Origin of the sequence: Pseudomonas sp. HMWF021 (genome assembly GCF_003061005.1) — a bacterium.
Lineage (GTDB): Bacteria > Pseudomonadota > Gammaproteobacteria > Pseudomonadales > Pseudomonadaceae > Aquipseudomonas.
In genome coordinates this window covers 34,336-52,119 of the sequence record NZ_QAIK01000120.1, presented here as the reverse complement: position 1 = coordinate 52,119, position 17,784 = coordinate 34,336, and the positions used below count along the sequence as shown (strand labels likewise).

Here is a 17,784-nt window from a genome sequence, read left to right as displayed (position 1 = left end):
GCGCGCAACCCTGCGTGTTCAGGGGGCAACAGACTGATCGACTGTAGGAGAGAACGGGTGGACGAGCAAAAAGCCCTGAGGGTCATGCGCGAACTGATCGACCAGAGCCAGCTGACCGACCCCGACAGTGCTCGCGGCAAACTGCTGCAAGTGGCCGCTCACCTGTTTCGCAATAAAGGCTATGAACGCACCACCGTGCGCGATCTGGCCGGGGCGGTGGGGATACAGTCCGGGAGTATTTTTCATCACTTCAAAAGCAAGGATGAAATCCTCCGCGCGGTGATGGAGGAGACCATCCGCTATAACACCGCCCTGATGCGCGCCGCGCTGGCTGAAGCGACAGACGTGCGCGAGCGGGTACTGGCGCTGATTCGCTGCGAGTTGCAGTCGATCATGGGCGGTAGTGGCGAAGCCATGGCGGTGCTGGTCTACGAATGGCGCTCGCTATCCGAAGACGGTCAAGCCAAAGTGCTGGCATTGCGCGATGTCTACGAAGACATCTGGTTGCAGGTGCTGGGCGAAGCCAAGGAGGCCGGCTTCATCCGTGGCGATGTATTTGTAACCCGACGTTTTCTCACTGGCGCGTTGTCCTGGACCACCACCTGGTTCCGTGCCGGCGGCAGTCTGAGCCTCGATCAACTGGCCGATGAAGCGCTGATTCTGGTGCTTGAAGAGCGTTGACTGCGCTTTTTGACTGGCCGGGAAACTGGCTAACTGGGCGAAACCGCCTAGCTTGAATGCATTGATCGGTATTTTTTCGGGGAGTGGGGTGTTTTGAAGTCTTCGCCAATTCGGACGGCCACGGGTCTGGTACTCGTCGCGCTGACGGCATTTTCAGGGTTGCCTGCGCAGGCGGCGCAACTGGTTCGAGTGGGCGCGGCACACTTTCCGCCTTACACCATCCGCCCGGAAAGCGGTGCCGATACCGGGCTGCTGCCGGAATTGGTCGAAGCGCTCAATGCGTTGCAGACGGATTATCAGTTTGTCCTGGTGCCGACCTCGATTCCCCGGCGCTTCGGCGATCTGAAGGAAGGTCGCACCGACATGGCGATTTTTGAAAACCCGGAGTGGGGCTGGAAGGACATTCCACACGCCACGGTCGATATGGGCCTGGAAGATGCCGAGATTTTCGTCGCGCAACGTAAGGACGGTCGTCAGGAGAACTTTTTCGCCGATCTCAAGGGCAAGCGTCTGGCGTTGTACAGCGGTTATCACTACGAGTTCGCCAACTTCAACGCCGACCCCAAATTCCTTGCTGATACGTTCAACGCGACACTGACCTATTCCCACGACAGCAACCTGCTGATGGTCCTGCGCGGGCGGGCCGACATTGCCTTGGTGACGCGCTCATACCTGTTCGATTATCTGAGGCGCAACGAAAAGGTCAAAGACGAGCTGTTGGTATCGCAGCGCATCGATCAGATCTACCATCACTACGCCATTCTGCGTCCGACCGCGCCGATCACCGGCGAAGCCTTCGGCAAACTGTTGCAGGGTTTGCGTGACAACGGCCAGATGCTGAAAATCTTTGATCCCTACAAAATTGCCGTGGTGCCGGTGGCGCATCCCTGATCGATTTTCACCCGTGCGGCTAAATTTCCGCTCTCGGCTCACGTCCCATCGTTGAACTGTCGACGATTATCGTGAGCCCGACCCATGTCCAATCTGAATGACCTGACTGCCCTGGCCTTGCCTTCGGGCAGCGAACTGGTAGCCGACGCCACCGAAAGCCGCCTGTGCCTGAGCCTGGATGGGCAGCCGCTGATCCGTCTGCGCCTGGATCGCCAGACCCAAGGCCCGATCCAGCTCGACGAGCGTTATGCGCTGCCCGTGGGACAGGCGCTGTGGGCGGCCTGTTACTGGCTGTTTGCCCGTGATCCGCAGTGCCAGCAATTGATCTGGCAACTGGATCAGCCACCCACCGAAGCCTTGCTCAGCGGTCTGCTAGTCAGCACCGAGGTGGCCGGTGAGTACCGTTGCGAACGCACGTTGTTCTGGCAACTGCCGCAACCATGGCTCGGCACCTCGCTGACCGGCAGTTATCCGCAACAAATGGTGATCAGCAATGGCAAGCGCCACCCGCTGCGCCCGGTGAAGCCGCGCGGCGAGGTCTATCGACGCTTCGATACGCGTCTGGGGGCGTGGATTTCCCTGCGTACGGTGGAGATCGAGCAGGATCTGGCGCGATTCAATCGCTGGCAGAACAGTCCGCGGGTCGCCAGTTTCTGGCAGGAGGAGGGCAGCCTTGAGCAGCATCGCGAATACCTGAGCAAGCTCGATGCCGATCCGCACACGTTGACCTTGATCGGCTGTTTCGATGATCAGCCGTTTGCCTACTTCGAAGCCTATTGGGCCAAGGAAGATCGTATCGCGCCGTTCTACGATGCCGACAACTACGATCGCGGCATTCACATGCTGGTAGGCGAGGAAAATCACCGAGGCCCGCATAAAGTCGCGAGCTGGCTGTCGGCGCTGGTGCATTACCTGTTTCTGGACGATCCGCGTACCCAGCGCGTGGTTGCCGAACCGCGGGCCGATAACGCGAAGATGATCGGCCACATGCAGAATCAGTGCTTCCACTGCGAGAAGGAATTCGACTTTCCGCACAAGCGTGCGGCGTTGATGATTCTGGGGCGTGAGCGGTTTTTTGATTGGTGCAGGTTGGCGTAAAAGCAAAAGATCGCAGCCTTCGGCAGCTCCTACAGGGGATTACATTTCATGTAGGAGCTGCCGAAGGCTGCGATCTTTTTTTTGCGGTGAACCGTGTTTAGCGACGACCCATCGAGGCCGCATCCCCACGACTGCCCGACACCTTGCGGCAGTGCACCAGCGCATCGCGAATCATGAAGTTGACCAGGGTCGGCGAGACGCCGAGTTCCTTGGCGATGTCCTTTTGCGGCACACCGTGCAGACGGTACATCTCGAAAGCGTAGCGGGTGCGGCTGGGCAGTTCAGTCAGCGCGTCGGCGATATGTTCCAGCGTCGAGAAATTGATGTGCGAGGTTTCCGGCGAAGCGCCTTGGATGACCACATTCAACCCTTCCTCTTCGGGGCCTGAATATTTCTGCTCCAGGGCTTGTTTGCGGTAGTGATCGATGGCGAGGTTGCGCACGATCTGGAACAGGTAGCTCAACTGAGCCTTGATCGACGATGTGATCGGTGGGGCTGATTGCAGCCGGAAGAACGCATCCTGCACCACGTCTTCTGCGCGCGAACGGCAGCCGGTAATGCGGGCTGCAATCTTCACCAGAATCAGTCGATTGTCGACGAAGGCTTGAAGTAGCGGTGAATCGCACCTGCTTGTGGATACTTGTTCCGTCATGGAAATCACCTTGCTGCCAATAGGTTAGTGGGACGCCTGGGGGACGGGGCCGTCCTACACATCGAGCGACAAATTATGTTGAATGATAATGATTGTCAATTGAGAAAGAGAAGTAATGCTCCACAAAAGTGCGAATCGAGAACTGCGACACACCGCCACACCCCGGCCCGATTGGCGATCCAGCCTGCCGACTAATTATTTCAAGTTGTCATCCGTTCTCATTGGTGAATGGTTTCGGGTACGCAGCCCCGGCCAGACAGCATTCCGAAGCCTCGCACGGTCGGCACAGACCGCGCTCTGTACGCCCTCGACCGGCGTAACGCAGCAACTCGATTCCACTAGCAAGCCGAATTCAGGCAGGAAACCTCATGACCGACGCGTTCGAACTCCCCAGCACCCTGGTCCAAGCCCTCCAGCGCCGGGCGGCGCTGACTCCGGATCAACTGGCCCTGCGCTTTCTCGCCGAAACCGAGGAGCAGGGCGTGGTGCTCAGTTACCGCGAACTGGATCAACGTGCGCGCACTATCGCGGCCGCATTGCAGGCTCAGGCTGAATTCGGCGATCGCGCGGTGCTGCTGTTCCCCAGCGGCCCGGATTACGTCGCGGCGTTCTTCGGTTGCCTGTACGCCGGGGTGATCGCGGTGCCGGCCTATCCTCCGGAATCCGCTCGTCGTCATCATCAGGAACGCCTGCTGTCGATCATTGCCGACGCCGAACCGCGTCTGCTGCTGACCAGCGCCGACCTGCGCGATGCCTTGCAGCAAATCGAAGGCGCGCCGCCGCTGCTGTGCGTCGATACGCTCGACAGCGCACTGGCCGAGAACTGGATTGAACCGACCCTGCCGCAAGACCACATCGCCTTCCTGCAATACACCTCCGGCTCCACCGCACTGCCCAAGGGCGTGCAGGTCAGCCACGGCAATCTGGTAGCCAACGAGCTGCTGATCCGCCACGGTTTCGGTATCGACATGAACCCTGACGACGTGATCGTCAGCTGGTTGCCGCTGTACCACGACATGGGCCTGATCGGCGGCCTGCTGCAGCCGATCTTCAGCGGCGTGCCGTGCATCCTGATGTCGCCGGCGTACTTCCTCGGTCGGCCGTTGCGCTGGCTTGAAGCGATCAGTCAATACGGCGGCACCATCAGCGGCGGCCCGGATTTCGCTTACCGTCTGTGCAGCGAGCGGGTCAGCGAATCGGCACTGGAGCGCCTCGACCTGAGCCGCTGGCGCGTGGCCTATTCCGGCTCCGAACCGATCCGTCTCGACACCCTTGAGCGCTTCGCCGAGAAGTTCACCCCGTGCGGCTTCAGCGAAGACAGCTTCATGGCGTCCTACGGTCTGGCCGAGGCGACCCTGTTTGTTGCCGGCACACCGCGTGGCACGGGCATTCCTGCGCTGCGTGTCGACGATCTGGCGCTGGCGCAAAATCGCGCCGAGCCGGGCGACGGCAGTCCGATCATGAGTTGCGGCATCAGCCAGCCGGAACATGCGGTGCTGATCGTCGATCCGAGCAGCCTGCAAGAACTCAATGACAATGCGGTCGGCGAAGTCTGGGCCGCCGGCCCGAGCATCGCTCACGGCTACTGGCGCAACCCCGAGGCCAGCGCCAGGACCTTCGTCCAGCACGCCGGCCGCACCTGGCTGCGCACTGGCGATCTGGGCTTCATTCGCGACGGTGAGCTGTTCATCACTGGCCGCTTGAAAGACATGCTGATCGTGCGTGGCCACAACCTGTATCCGCAGGACATCGAAAAGACGGTCGAGAACGAAGTGGAGGTGGTGCGCAAGGGGCGTGTCGCGGCATTTGCGGTCAATCAGGACGGCGAAGAAGGCATTGGCATCGCCGCGGAAATCAGCCGCAGCGTGCAGAAAATCCTCCCGCCCGAAGCGCTGATCAAAGCCATTCGCCAAGCAGTTGCCGAAGCGTATCAAGAAGCGCCGAGCGTGGTGGTGCTGCTCAATCCGGGCGCGTTGCCGAAGACATCCAGCGGCAAACTGCAACGCTCGGCGTGCCGCAATCGTCTGGTTGATGGCAGCCTCGACAGCTACGCGGTGTTTCCGGGCGCCGAGGTGCAAAGTAGCGAATCGACCCTGGCAGCTTCCGAGCTGGAAGCGCTGATCGGCAAGATCTGGGCCGAGCAACTGAGCGTCAAGCAAGTCAATGCCGACGACCACTTCTTCCTGCTCGGCGGCAACTCGATTGCCGCCACGCAAGTGATCGCCCGGGTGCGTGAAGAGCTGGCGCTGGAGCTGAACCTGCGTCTGTTGTTCGAAGCCCCGACCCTGTCCGCGTTCGCCGCTGCGGTGGCGAAGCAGCAACAGGACGGCGGCAGTGCTCAAGGCGCAATCAACAGCTTGCCGCGCAACGAGGCGCTGCCGCAATCGTTGGCACAAAACCGTCTCTGGATTACCTGGCAACTCGACCCGCAAAGCAGCGCCTACAACATTCCCGGCGCCCTGCGTCTGCGTGGTGAACTGGACGAGGACGCGCTGCGTACTAGCTTCCAGCAACTGATCGAACGCCACGAATCCCTGCGCACACGCTTTTTCGAGCGCGACGGTGTGGCGCTGCAACAAGTCGATGCCGCCCCTGAATTCAATCTGCAACTGATCGACATCAGCGACCTGCCGGCCCACGAGCGTGAAGCCCGCGCGCAACAGATCCGCGAGGACGAGGCGCGCACCCAGTTCGATCTGGAAAAAGGCCCGCTGCTGTGGGTGACGCTGGTACGCCTCGACGACGAAGATCACCAGTTGCTGGTGACGCTGCACCACATCATCGCCGACGGCTGGTCGCTGAACGTGCTGATCGACGAATTCTCGCGCCTGTACGCCGCTGCCTCTCAGGGCCAGCGTGCCGACCTCGCGCCGCTGCCGACCCAATACGCCGACTACGGCAGTTGGCAGCGCCAGTGGCTGGCGCAAGGCGAGGGCGAGCGGCAACTGGCCTACTGGAAAACGCAACTGGGCGACGAACATCCGGTACTGGAACTGGCCACCGACCACCCGCGTTCGGCCAGACAATTGCACAGCGCCGCGCGCCACAGCGTGCGCCTCGGTGTCAGCCTCAGTGATGCGATCAAACAGACCGCGCAGGCGCATCAATCGACGCCGTTCATGCTGTTGCTTTCGGCATTCCAGAGCCTGCTGCACCGCTACAGCGGTCAGCGCGATATTCGCATCGGCATTCCCAACGCCAACCGCCCGCGCCTCGAAACCCAAGGGTTGATCGGCTTCTTTATCAACACTCAGGTGCTGCGCGCCGAGGTTGATTCGCGGCTGTCGTTTGTCGAGTTGCTGGCGCAGACCCGCGACGCTGCACTGGGGGCTCAGGCCCATCAGGACCTGCCGTTCGAGCAACTGCTCGAAGCGTTCCCGCAGGCCCGTGAACAGGGGCTGTTCCAGGTCATGTTCAACCACCAGCAACGCGACTTGAGTGCACTCAAGCGCCTGCCGGGGTTACTTGCTGAAGAACTGCCGTGGCACAGCCGCGAAGCCAAGTTCGACCTGCAACTGCACAGTGAAGAGGATCGCAACGGGCGCTTGACCCTGTCGTTCGACTACGCCGATGAACTGTTCGACGCGGCGACCATCGAGCGCTTGGCCGAGCACTTCAGCAACCTGCTGCGCAGTGTGTGCGAACACCCGCAACAAGCGATCGGCGACCTGCAACTGCTGACGCCGTGCGAGCACGAACAGCAACAATCGTGGAGCATCGCCCCCTGCACCCCGGCGCAACAATGGCTGCCGGAACTGCTCAACGATCAGGCGCGGCAGACCCCTGAACGCACCGCGCTGGTGTGGGACGGCGGCAGCCTTGATTTTGCCGAGCTGCACGCCCAGGCCAACCGCCTCGCGCACTATCTGCGCGATAAAGGCGTCGGCCCGGACGTGTGCGTGGCGATTGCAGCCGAGCGTTCGCCACAACTGTTGATCGGCCTGCTGGCGATCATCAAGGCCGGCGGTGCCTATGTACCACTGGACCCGGATTACCCGGCCGAACGTCTGGCCTACATGCTCAGCGACAGCGGCGTCGAACTGCTGCTGACTCAAACCGAATTGCTTGACCGCCTGCCGGCCAGCGACGGCGTCAGCGTGATCGCCATGGACGCGCTGCACCTGGAAAACTGGCCGAGCCAGGCACCGGGCCTGCACCTGCACGGCGACAACCTCGCCTACGTGATTTACACCTCCGGCTCCACCGGGCAACCGAAAGGCGTCGGCAACACCCACGCCGCATTGGCCGAACGTCTGCAATGGATGCAGAACAGCTATCGCCTGAACGACAGCGACGTACTGATGCAAAAGGCGCCGATCAGTTTCGACGTGTCAGTGTGGGAATGCTTCTGGCCACTGATCACTGGCGCGCGTCTGCTGATTGCCGGCCCCGGTGAGCACCGCGATCCGCATCGCATCGCGCAGTTGGTTCAGGAATATGGCGTGACCACGCTGCACTTCGTGCCGCCGCTGCTCGCGCTGTTCATCGACGAACCGCTGAGCGCCGAATGCACCAGCCTGCGTCGGGTGTTCTCCGGCGGTGAAGCGCTGCCGTCGGAGCTGCGCAACCGCGTGCTGGCGCAACTGCCGGCGGTGCAATTGCACAACCGTTACGGCCCGACCGAAACCGCGATCAACGTCACCCATTGGCACTGCACAAGTGCTGACGGTGAGCGTTCGCCGATTGGCCGGCCGCTGGGCAATGTGATTTGCCGCGTGCTCGATGCTGACCTCAATCCCGTGCCGGCCGGTGTGCCGGGTGAGCTGTGCATCAGTGGCATCGGTCTGGCCCGGGGTTACCTCGGTCGCCCGGCGCTGACGGCCGAGCGCTTTGTGGTCGATCCTCTGGGCGAGCAGGGCGCACGTCTGTACCGCACCGGTGACCGCGCACGCTGGACTTCGGACGGCGTGATCGAGTACCTCGGGCGTCTCGATCAGCAGGTCAAACTGCGTGGTTTCCGCGTCGAGCCGGAAGAAGTCGAAGCGCGGCTGCTGGCTCAAAACGGCGTCGCCCAAGCCGTGGTGCTGGTGCGCGAAACAGCAGTCGGCGCGCAACTGATCGGCTATTTCACTGCCGCCGATGCCAGCGAAGATCAGGACGCGCAGATCGCCCGCCTGAAAACCGCGCTGGCCGCCGAGCTGCCGGAATACATGGTCCCGGCGCAACTGATGCGTCTGGACGCGATGCCCCTGAGCCCGAGCGGCAAACTCGATCGTCGCGCCTTGCCCGAGCCACAGTGGCAAGTGCGCGAACACGTCGAACCGGTGAGCGAGCTGGAACAACAGATCGCCGCCATCTGGCGCGAAGTGCTGGGCTTGCCCCAGGTCGGCCTGCGCGACGACTTCTTCGCCCTCGGCGGTCACTCGCTGCTGGCCACACAAATCATCTCCCGCAGCCGTCAGGCCTGTGACGTCGAGTTGCCGTTGCGCGCCTTGTTCGAGCACAGCGAACTCGGCGACTTCGCCGAACAGATCCGGCTGATCCAGGCCAGCGGCCAGACCAACAAACAGCCGCCGATTGCCAAAGTCGACCGCAGCCAGGCGGTGCCGTTGTCCTATTCGCAGCAACGCATGTGGTTCCTCTGGCAGATGGAGCCGGACAGCCCGGCGTACAACGTCGGTGGCATGGCGCGCCTGCGCGGCGTGTTGCACGTCGAGCATTTCGAGGCGGCCTTGCAGGCGTTGATCCTGCGCCACGAAACCCTGCGCACCACGTTCCCGAGCGTCGATGGCGTGGCCCGTCAGCAGGTGCATGCCGAGACCGGCGTGCGCATGGGCTGGAAGGATTTCTCGAAACTGCCGGCTGACCAGCGTGAGCAGCAGGTCCAGCAATTGGCCGACGAGGAAGCGCATCTGCCGTTCGACCTGGAAAGCGGCCCGCTGCTGCGCGCCTGTCTGGTGAAGACCGCCGAGCATGAGCATTACTTCGTGCTGACCCTGCACCACATCGTCACCGAAGGCTGGGCGATGGACATCTTCGCCCGCGAACTCAGTGCGCTGTACGAAGCGCTCGTCGATGACCGCGACTCGCCGCTGGAACCGCTGCCGGTGCAATACCTCGACTACAGCGTGTGGCAGCGCAACTGGCTGGAGTCCGGTGAGCGTCAGCGTCAGCTCGACTACTGGACCGCACAACTGGGTCGCGAACATCCGCTGCTGGAACTGCCCGGCGACCGTCCGCGTCCACCGGTGCAAAGCCATCAGGGCGAACTGTTCCGTTTCGATCTGAGCGACGATCTCGCCGCCCGCGTCCGTGCGTTCAATGCGCAAAACGGTCTGACCCTGTTCATGACCATGACCGCTGCGCTCGCCACGTTGCTCTACCGCTACAGCGGCCAGACCGACCTGCGCATCGGCGCGCCGGTGGCCAACCGTATCCGCCCGGAAAGCGAAGGGCTGATCGGTGCGTTCCTCAATACCCAGGTGCTGCGTTGCCAGCTCGACGGCCAGATGTCGGTCGGCGAGTTGTTCGAGCAGGTGCGCCACACCGTGATCGAAGGCCAGTCGCATCAGGATCTGCCGTTCGATCATCTGGTTGAAGCCCTGCAACCGCCGCGCAGTGCGGCGTACAACCCGTTGTTCCAGGTGATGTGCAACGTGCAGCGCTGGGAATTCCAGCAGAGCCGCATGCTCGCCGGGATGACCGTCGAGTACCTGGCCAACGATGCGCGGGCGACCAAGTTCGACCTCAATCTGGAAGTCACTGACCTCGACCATCGCCTCGGCTGCTGCCTGACCTACAGCACCGATCTGTTCGACGAGCCGACCATCGCACGCATGGCCCGGCATTGGCGCAACCTGCTGGAAGCGCTGATCGCCGATCCGCAACAGCGCTTGAGCCAGTTGCCGCTGCTCGACCGGACTGAAAAACAGCAATTGCTCGACAGCCTTGGCGTCGAACCGGGTGAACGTCGTCTCGACCAGTGCATCCATCATCTGTTCGCCGAGCAGGCGCTGGCGCGCAAAGACGCTCCAGCGTTGACCTTCGCCGGACAGACCTTGAGCTACGCCGAACTCGACGCCCGCGCCAATCGCCTGGCCTGGGTCTTGCGCGAGCGGGGCGTCGGCCCGCAAGTGCGGGTCGGTCTGGCGCTGGAGCGCTCGCTGGAAATGGTCGTTGGCCTGCTGGCGATCCTCAAGGCCGGCGGCGCGTATGTGCCGCTGGACCCGGAATACCCGCTCGACCGCTTGCATTACATGATTGAAGACAGCCGCATCGGTCTGCTGCTCAGCGACCGCGCGATGTTCAACGCCCTCGGCGATCTGCCATCGAGCGTGGCGCGCTGGTGCCTGGAAGACGACTGCGCGGCGCTGGCGGATTACCCGGTCTCCGAACTTCCATTTATCAGCCTGCCGCAGCATCAGGCCTATCTGATTTACACCTCGGGTTCGACCGGCAAGCCGAAAGGCGTGGTGGTGTCCCACGGTGAAATCGCCATGCATTGCCAGGCGGTGATCGAGCGTTTCGGCATGCGCCCGGACGACTGTGAACTGCACTTCTATTCGATCAACTTCGACGCCGCCACCGAACGTCTGCTGGTGCCGCTGCTCAGCGGCGCGCAAGTGGTTTTGCGGGCGCAAGGGCAGTGGGACGCGGAAGAAATCTGCGGTTTGATCCGCACCCATCGGATCAATGTGCTCGGCTTCACCCCGAGCTACGGCAGCCAGTTGGCGCAGTTCCTCGCCACGCAGAATCAGGTTTTGCCGGTGCGGATGATCATCACCGGCGGCGAAGCGCTGACCGGCGAACACCTGCAGCGGATTCGTGCTGCGTTCAAGCCGAGCCTGTTCTTCAACGCCTACGGCCCGACCGAAACCGTGGTCATGCCGCTAGCCAGCCTGGCGCCGGAAGTGCTGGAAGAGGGCGCCGGCAGTGTGCCGATCGGCAGCGTGATCGGTGACCGCGTGGCGTACATTCTCGACGCCGATCTGGCGTTGGTGCCGCAAGGCGCGACCGGTGAATTGTTCGTCGGCGGTGCCGGTCTGGCGCAGGGGTATCACGACCGTCCGGGCATCAGCGCCGAGCGTTTTGTCGCCGACCCGTTTGCCGCCGATGGCGGGCGCATGTACCGCACCGGCGACCTGGTGCGCCAGCGTGCCGACGGTTTGGTGGAGTACCTGGGGCGGATCGACCATCAGGTGAAGATTCGCGGTTTCCGTATTGAGTTGGGCGAGATTGAAACCCGTCTGCTCGATCACGCTTCGATCCGTGAAGCAGTGGTGCTGGCGCTGGATGCGCCGAGTGGCAAGCAATTGGTCGGCTATCTGGTCAGCGACGTCGCCGAGCAAGGCGAAGCGCAACAAGCCCAATTGCGCGAAGCACTGAAGTCGCACCTCAAGGCGCAATTGCCGGATTACATGGTGCCGACGCACCTGATCCTGCTGGCGAGCATGCCGCTGACCGCCAACGGCAAGCTCGACCGCCGCGCTTTGCCGGCGCCGGATCCGGAGCTGAATCGTCAGGACTACGTCGCCCCGAGCAACGAGCTGGAGCAGACCCTGGCGCAGATCTGGTGCGAGGTGCTCAACGTCGAACAGGTCGGGCTCAATGACAACTTCTTCGAACTCGGTGGCGACTCGATCCTGTCGATTCAGGTGGTCAGCCGTGCGCGGCAGCAGGGCATTCATTTCAGCCCGCGTGATCTGTTCCAGCATCAGACCGTACAGACCCTGGCCGCTGTCGCCAGCCGCAGCGAGCAGGTGACTGCCGAGCAGGGACTGGTGGTCGGTGAGTCGGCCATGACGCCGATCCAGCACTGGTTCTTCGACAGTGATATTCCTGAGCGTCAACACTGGAACCAGGCGTTGCTGCTGGAGCCAACCGTGGCGCTGGAAGCGCATCGTCTGGAGCAAGCGCTGCTGGCCGTGATCGAACAGCACGACGCCTTGCGCCTGCGCTTCACCGAGGCCAATGATCAGTGGCAGGCAACCCACCAAGCGGTCTCCGATGCCGCCGTTTTGTGGCAGGTGCGTGTAACGGCGATGGACAAGTGCCAAGCGCTGTTTGCCGACGCCCAGCGCAGTCTCGATCTGCAAAACGGCCCGCTGCTGCGCGCCTTGCTGGTGGATGGGCCGCAAGGTCAGCAGAGACTGTTCATCGCGATCCATCACCTGGTGGTCGACGGTGTGTCGTGGCGCGTTTTGCTCGATGATCTGCAAACCGTGTATCGCCAGCTCGAAGCCGAGCAGTCGGTGAAACTGCCGGCGAAAACCAGTGCCTTCAAGGACTGGGCGGCACGTTTGCAGGCCTATGCCGGCAGCGAATCGCTGCGCGAGGAACTGAACTGGTGGCAGACCCAATTGGCCGGATCGAGCGCCGAGCTGCCGTGCGAAAACCCACAGGGCGGACAGCAGAATCGTCACGCGCAAACCGTCAGCGTGCGCCTGGATGCCGAGCGTACCCAACAACTGCTGCAACAAGCGCCGCGGGCCTACCGCACGCAGGTCAACGACCTGTTGCTGACCGCGCTGGCCCGTGTGCTGTGCCGTTGGAGCGGGCAGCCGTCGGCATTGATTCAACTGGAAGGCCACGGCCGCGAAACCCTGTTCGACGAGATCGACCTGACCCGCACCGTCGGCTGGTTCACCAGCGCCTATCCATTACGCCTGACCCCGCACAACATCGAAGAGGCCGCCGGGCAAGGCGCATCGATCAAGGCGATCAAGGAGCAATTGCGCGCTGTACCGCACAAGGGCCTCGGTTATGGCGTGCTGCGTTATCTGGCCGATGACCTCAGCCAGCGCAGCATGGCGGCGCTGCCGAATGCTCCGGTGACCTTCAACTACCTCGGCCAGTTCGACCAGAGTTTTGCCAGCGATGCGCTGTTCCGTCCGCTGGACGAGCCGGTCGGTGCGGCCCACGATCCGCAGGCGCCGTTGCCCAACGAGTTGAGCATCGACAGTCAGGTGTACGGCGGCGAACTGCTGTTGCGCTGGACCTTCAGCGCCGAGCGTTATGACGCGCAGTCCATCAACGATCTGGCCGATGCCTACCTTGGCGAATTGCAAAGCCTGATCGCTCATTGCCTGCAAGACACCGCCGGCGGCCTGACGCCTTCGGACTTCCCGCTGGCGAAACTGACCCAGGCGCAACTCGATGCACTGCCGGTGCCGGCCGCGCAGATCGAAGACGTCTATCCCCTGACGCCGATGCAGGAAGGCATGCTGTTGCACACCTTGCTCGAACCGGGCACCGGCCTGTACTACATGCAGGATCGCTACCGCATCAACAGCGAGCTCGATCCCGAGCGTTTCGCCCAGGCCTGGCAAGCGGTGGTCGCCCGTCATGAAGCGTTGCGCGCGTCGTTCTGCTGGAACGTCGGCGAAGACATGCTGCAAGTGATCCACACCCCGGGGCGCACGCCGATCGAGTATCTGGACTGGAGCGCCATCAGCGATGCCGAGCAAGAACCGAAGCTGCAGGCGCTGCTGAAAAGCGAGCGCGAAGCCGGCTTCGATCTGCTCAATCAGGCACCGTTCCACCTGCGTCTGATCAAGGTCGGCGCGGCACGCTACTGGTTCATGATGAGCAACCACCACATCCTCATCGATGCCTGGTGCCGTTCGCTGCTGATGAACGATTTCTTCGAGATCTACACCGCCCTCGGTGAAGGTCGCGAAGCACAATTGTCGGTGCCGCCGCGTTACCGCGATTACATCGGCTGGCTGCAACGCCAGAGCCTGGCCGAGGCGCGGCAGTGGTGGCAGCAAAACCTGCAAGGCTTCGAACGCACCACGCCGATCCCGAGCGACCGACCGTTCCTGCGCGAACACGCCGGCGAAAGCGGCGGCATGATTGTTGGCGACCGCTACACGCGACTGAATGTCGAGGACGGCGCCCGTCTGCGCGAGCTGGCCCAGGCCCATCAACTGACCATCAACACCTTCGCTCAAGCGGCATGGGCCTTGGTGTTGCGCCGTCTGAGCGGTGATCGTGACGTTCTGTTCGGCGTCACCGTGGCCGGGCGTCCGGTGGAGATGCCGGAGATGCAACGCACCGTCGGCCTGTTCATCAACAGCATCGCGCTGCGGGTGCAGATTCCGGCGGACGATCAGCGCGCCAGTGTGCGCCAGTGGCTGAGCGGCCTGCTCGACAGCAACATGCAGCTGCGCGAGTACGAATACCTGCCACTGGTGAATATCCAGGAGCAGAGCGAATTGCCGAAAGGCCAGCCGCTGTTCGACAGTCTGTTCGTGTTCGAGAACGCCCCGGTGGAAGTCTCGGTGCTGGACCGCGCGCAGAGTCTCAACGCGACGTCGGATTCGGGCCGTACTCACACCAACTTCCCGCTGACAGCGGTGTGCTACCCGGGCGATGACCTCGGTCTGCACCTGTCGTACGACCAGCGTTACTTCGACGAATCGACCATCGAACGCATGCTCGGTGAGTTCAAGCGACTGTTACTGGCACTGGTTGATGGCTTCCATGGCGACATGGCCGATCTGCCGTTGCTGGGGGCCGAAGAGCAGGATTTCCTGCTGCACGGTTGCAACCAGAGTGCGCACGATTATCCGCTGGAGCAGAGCTACGTGGCGCTGTTCGAAGCGCAGGTCGCGGCGCATCCGCAGCGCATCGCCGCGACGTGCCTTGATCAGCAACTGAGCTATGCCGCGCTCAACCACAATGCCAACCGTCTCGGTCATGCACTGGTTGCAGCCGGGGTGCAGATGGATCAGCCGGTGGCGTTGCTGGCCGAACGAAATCTTGATCTGCTGGGCATGATCATCGGCAGCTTCAAGGCCGGTGCCGGTTACCTGCCGCTGGATCCGGGCTTGCCGAGCCAGCGTCTGCAACGGATCATCGAACTGAGCCGCACGCCGGTGCTGGTGTGCACGCAAGCCTGCCGCGACCAGGCGCAGACCTTGCTCGATGAGTTCAGCTGCGCCAATCGTCCACGGCTATTGGTCTGGGAAGAGATTCAGGCTGCCGCGACATCAGCGCAAAAACCCGGCATCCACAGCGGCCCGGACAACCTGGCCTACGTGATCTACACCTCGGGTTCCACCGGCTTGCCGAAAGGCGTGATGGTCGAGCAGCGCGGCATGCTCAACAACCAGTTGAGCAAGGTGCCGTACCTGAATCTGACGGACGCCGACGTGATCGCGCAGACCGCTTCGCAAAGCTTCGACATTTCGGTCTGGCAGTTCCTCGCTGCACCGTTGTTCGGGGCGCGGGTGGACATTGTGCCGAACACCATCGCTCACGATCCGCAAGGCTTGCTGGTGCATGTACAGGCGCAAGGCATCACCGTGCTGGAGAGCGTGCCGTCGCTGATTCAGGGCATGCTCGCTTCCGATCGCCTGAGCCTCGACGGCCTGCGCTGGATGCTGCCGACCGGCGAAGCGATGCCGCCTGAGCTGGCGCACCAATGGCTGCTGCGTTACCCGGACATCGGTCTGGTCAACGCTTACGGCCCGGCGGAATGCTCGGACGACGTGGCGTTCTTCCGTGTGGACATGGCTTCGACTCGCGGCAGTTACTTGCCGATCGGTACGCCGACCGACAACAACTTGCTGTACCTGGTCGATGGCGCACTGGAGCTGGTGCCGCTGGGCGCGGTAGGCGAGTTGTGCGTGGCCGGCACCGGCGTCGGTCGCGGTTACGTCAGCGATCCACTGCGCACTGCGCCGGTGTTCGTGCCGAACCCGTTCGGCGCGCCGGGCGAGCGTCTGTATCGTACCGGTGACCTGGCGCGGCGGCGCAGTGACGGTGTGCTGGAGTACGTCGGCCGGGTTGACCACCAGGTGAAGATTCGCGGTTACCGCATCGAACTGGGTGAAATCGAAGCGCGTCTGCACGAACAGCCGGAAGTTCGCGATGCGGCGGTCGGCGTGCAGGAAGGCGTGAATGGCAAGCACCTGGTCGGCTATCTGGTCGCGGCGGATTCGGCGCTCAACCCGAGCGAACGCCTGGAGCGGATCAAGCAGCGCCTGCGCAGCGAACTGCCGGACTACATGGTGCCGCTGCACTGGTTGTGGCTCGACCAGCTGCCGCACAACGCCAACGGCAAACTCGACCGCAAGGCCTTGCCGGCGCTGGAGATCGGTCAGTTGCAAAGCCAGGATTACCTGGCCCCGCGCAACGAGCTGGAGCAGACCCTGGCCGATATCTGGGCCGAGGTGCTCAAGGTCGACAAGGTCGGTGCGCGCGACAACTTCTTCGAGCTGGGCGGTCACTCGCTACTGGCCACGCAGATCGCTTCGCGGGTGCAGAAAACCCTGCAACGCGACGTGCCGCTGCGGGCGATGTTCGAGTGCAGCACGGTGCAGGAACTGGCCGAGTACATTGAAGGGTTGGCGGCCGGGGACATGACCGAGGACAAGGTGGATCGCTTGAATGATCTGATGGCGGAGCTGGAAGGCTTGTAATCTCCAGCGCCTGTTACGGCCTCTTCGCTGGCAAGCCAGCTCCCACAGGTTTCACGGTGGACACAAAATTTGTGTACACACTCGATCACTGTGGGAGCTGGCTTGCCAGCGATGGCGTCAGTGAATTCAACACAAATAAACCGGCATATTCACGTACATATCCAGGGTTGACGATCATGAACCGGCAGCTCAGTCTGCCGGTTCTCTTTTTTGTCGCGGGGGTGGTGAATGCCTTTCTTCACGGTTGACGGACAAGCGTTGCATTACACTGATCAAGGCACCGGCCCGGCCGTGCTGCTGGCCGGCAGTTACCTGTGGGACACGGCCATGTGGGCGCCGCAGATCGCCGCGCTGTCGCCGCACTATCGGGTGATTGCCCTGGATCTGTGGGGGCATGGTGAATCCGGGCGCTTGCCGCAGGGCACCACGTCGCTGGATGACATCGCGCGACAGGTCGAGGCCTTGCTCGATCACCTGCAGATCGACCGAATCACTCTGGTGGGCCTGTCGGTCGGCGGCATGTGGGGCGCGCGTCTGGCGTTGTCGTCCCCGCAGCGCATCAACGGGCTGGTGCTGATGGATACCTACCTCGGCGTGGAGCCTGAGCCGACTCGGCAGTATTACTTCTCGCTGTTCAAGCAGATCGAGGAAAGCGGCGAGATTACGCCACAGTTGCTCGACATCGTGGTGCCGATCTTCTTCCGCCCGGGCATCGATCCGCAGTCGGCGCTGTATCAGGACTTCCGCGCCAAACTGGCGGCGTACACCGCGGATCGTCTGCGCGAAAGCATCGTGCCGATGGGACGTATCACGTTCAGCCGTGATGATCTGTTACCGCGTCTGCGCGAGTTGAATGCTGCGACCACCCTGGTGCTGTGCGGCGATCAGGACAAACCGCGACCTCCGTCCGAAGCGCAGGAAATGGCCGAGCTGATCGGCTGCCCGTGGGTGCTGGTGCCGGAGGCGGGGCATATCTCCAGTCTGGAGAACCCGCAGTTTGTCACTGAGGTGCTGTTCGCCTTCCTGGCTGAGCGCCATTGAAAAAGATCGCAGCCTGCGGTTCCCCTGTAGGAGCTGCCGCAGGCTGCGATCTTT

At 62.5% G+C, this 17,784-nt stretch carries 6 protein-coding genes; 5 read left to right on the top strand and 1 reads right to left on the bottom strand.

Going from position 1 to position 17,784, the window contains the following annotated elements; genetic code table 11:
* Positions 1 to 57: 57 nt before the first annotated feature.
* The 3 genes from DBR18_RS16345 (at position 58) to DBR18_RS16335 (ending at position 2,670) form a co-directional block, all read left to right on the top strand.
* A complete protein-coding gene (locus DBR18_RS16345) occupies positions 58 to 681 on the top strand; it encodes a TetR/AcrR family transcriptional regulator (RefSeq protein ID WP_108591098.1) in 624 nt (207 codons plus the stop codon).
* A gap of 93 nt (positions 682 to 774) precedes the next feature.
* Positions 775 to 1,572 (top strand): ABC transporter substrate-binding protein, encoded by a 798-nt coding sequence (locus tag DBR18_RS16340; RefSeq protein ID WP_108591097.1) that lies wholly within the window; start codon positions 775 to 777, stop codon positions 1,570 to 1,572.
* Between the two features lie 84 nt (positions 1,573 to 1,656).
* Complete coding sequence (locus tag DBR18_RS16335; RefSeq protein ID WP_108591096.1) at positions 1,657 to 2,670, top strand: GNAT family N-acetyltransferase; 1,014 nt, start codon at positions 1,657 to 1,659, stop codon at positions 2,668 to 2,670.
* A gap of 97 nt (positions 2,671 to 2,767) precedes the next feature.
* Here DBR18_RS16335 and DBR18_RS16330 read toward each other — a convergent pair whose 3' ends face one another.
* Positions 2,768 to 3,322 (bottom strand): RNA polymerase factor sigma-70, encoded by a 555-nt coding sequence (locus DBR18_RS16330; protein WP_027613402.1) that lies wholly within the window; start codon positions 3,320 to 3,322, stop codon positions 2,768 to 2,770.
* A 368-nt stretch (positions 3,323 to 3,690) separates the two neighbouring features.
* Between DBR18_RS16330 and DBR18_RS16325 the strand changes: the two genes are divergently transcribed.
* Together DBR18_RS16325 and DBR18_RS16320 are read left to right on the top strand one after the other, a co-directional pair.
* A complete protein-coding gene (locus tag DBR18_RS16325; RefSeq protein ID WP_108591095.1) occupies positions 3,691 to 16,689 on the top strand; it encodes a non-ribosomal peptide synthetase in 12,999 nt (4,332 codons plus the stop codon).
* A 228-nt stretch (positions 16,690 to 16,917) separates the two neighbouring features.
* Positions 16,918 to 17,730, top strand: coding sequence for an alpha/beta fold hydrolase (locus DBR18_RS16320; protein ID WP_108591094.1), 813 nt, complete (start codon positions 16,918 to 16,920; stop codon positions 17,728 to 17,730).
* The last annotated feature ends 54 nt before the right edge of the window (positions 17,731 to 17,784 follow it).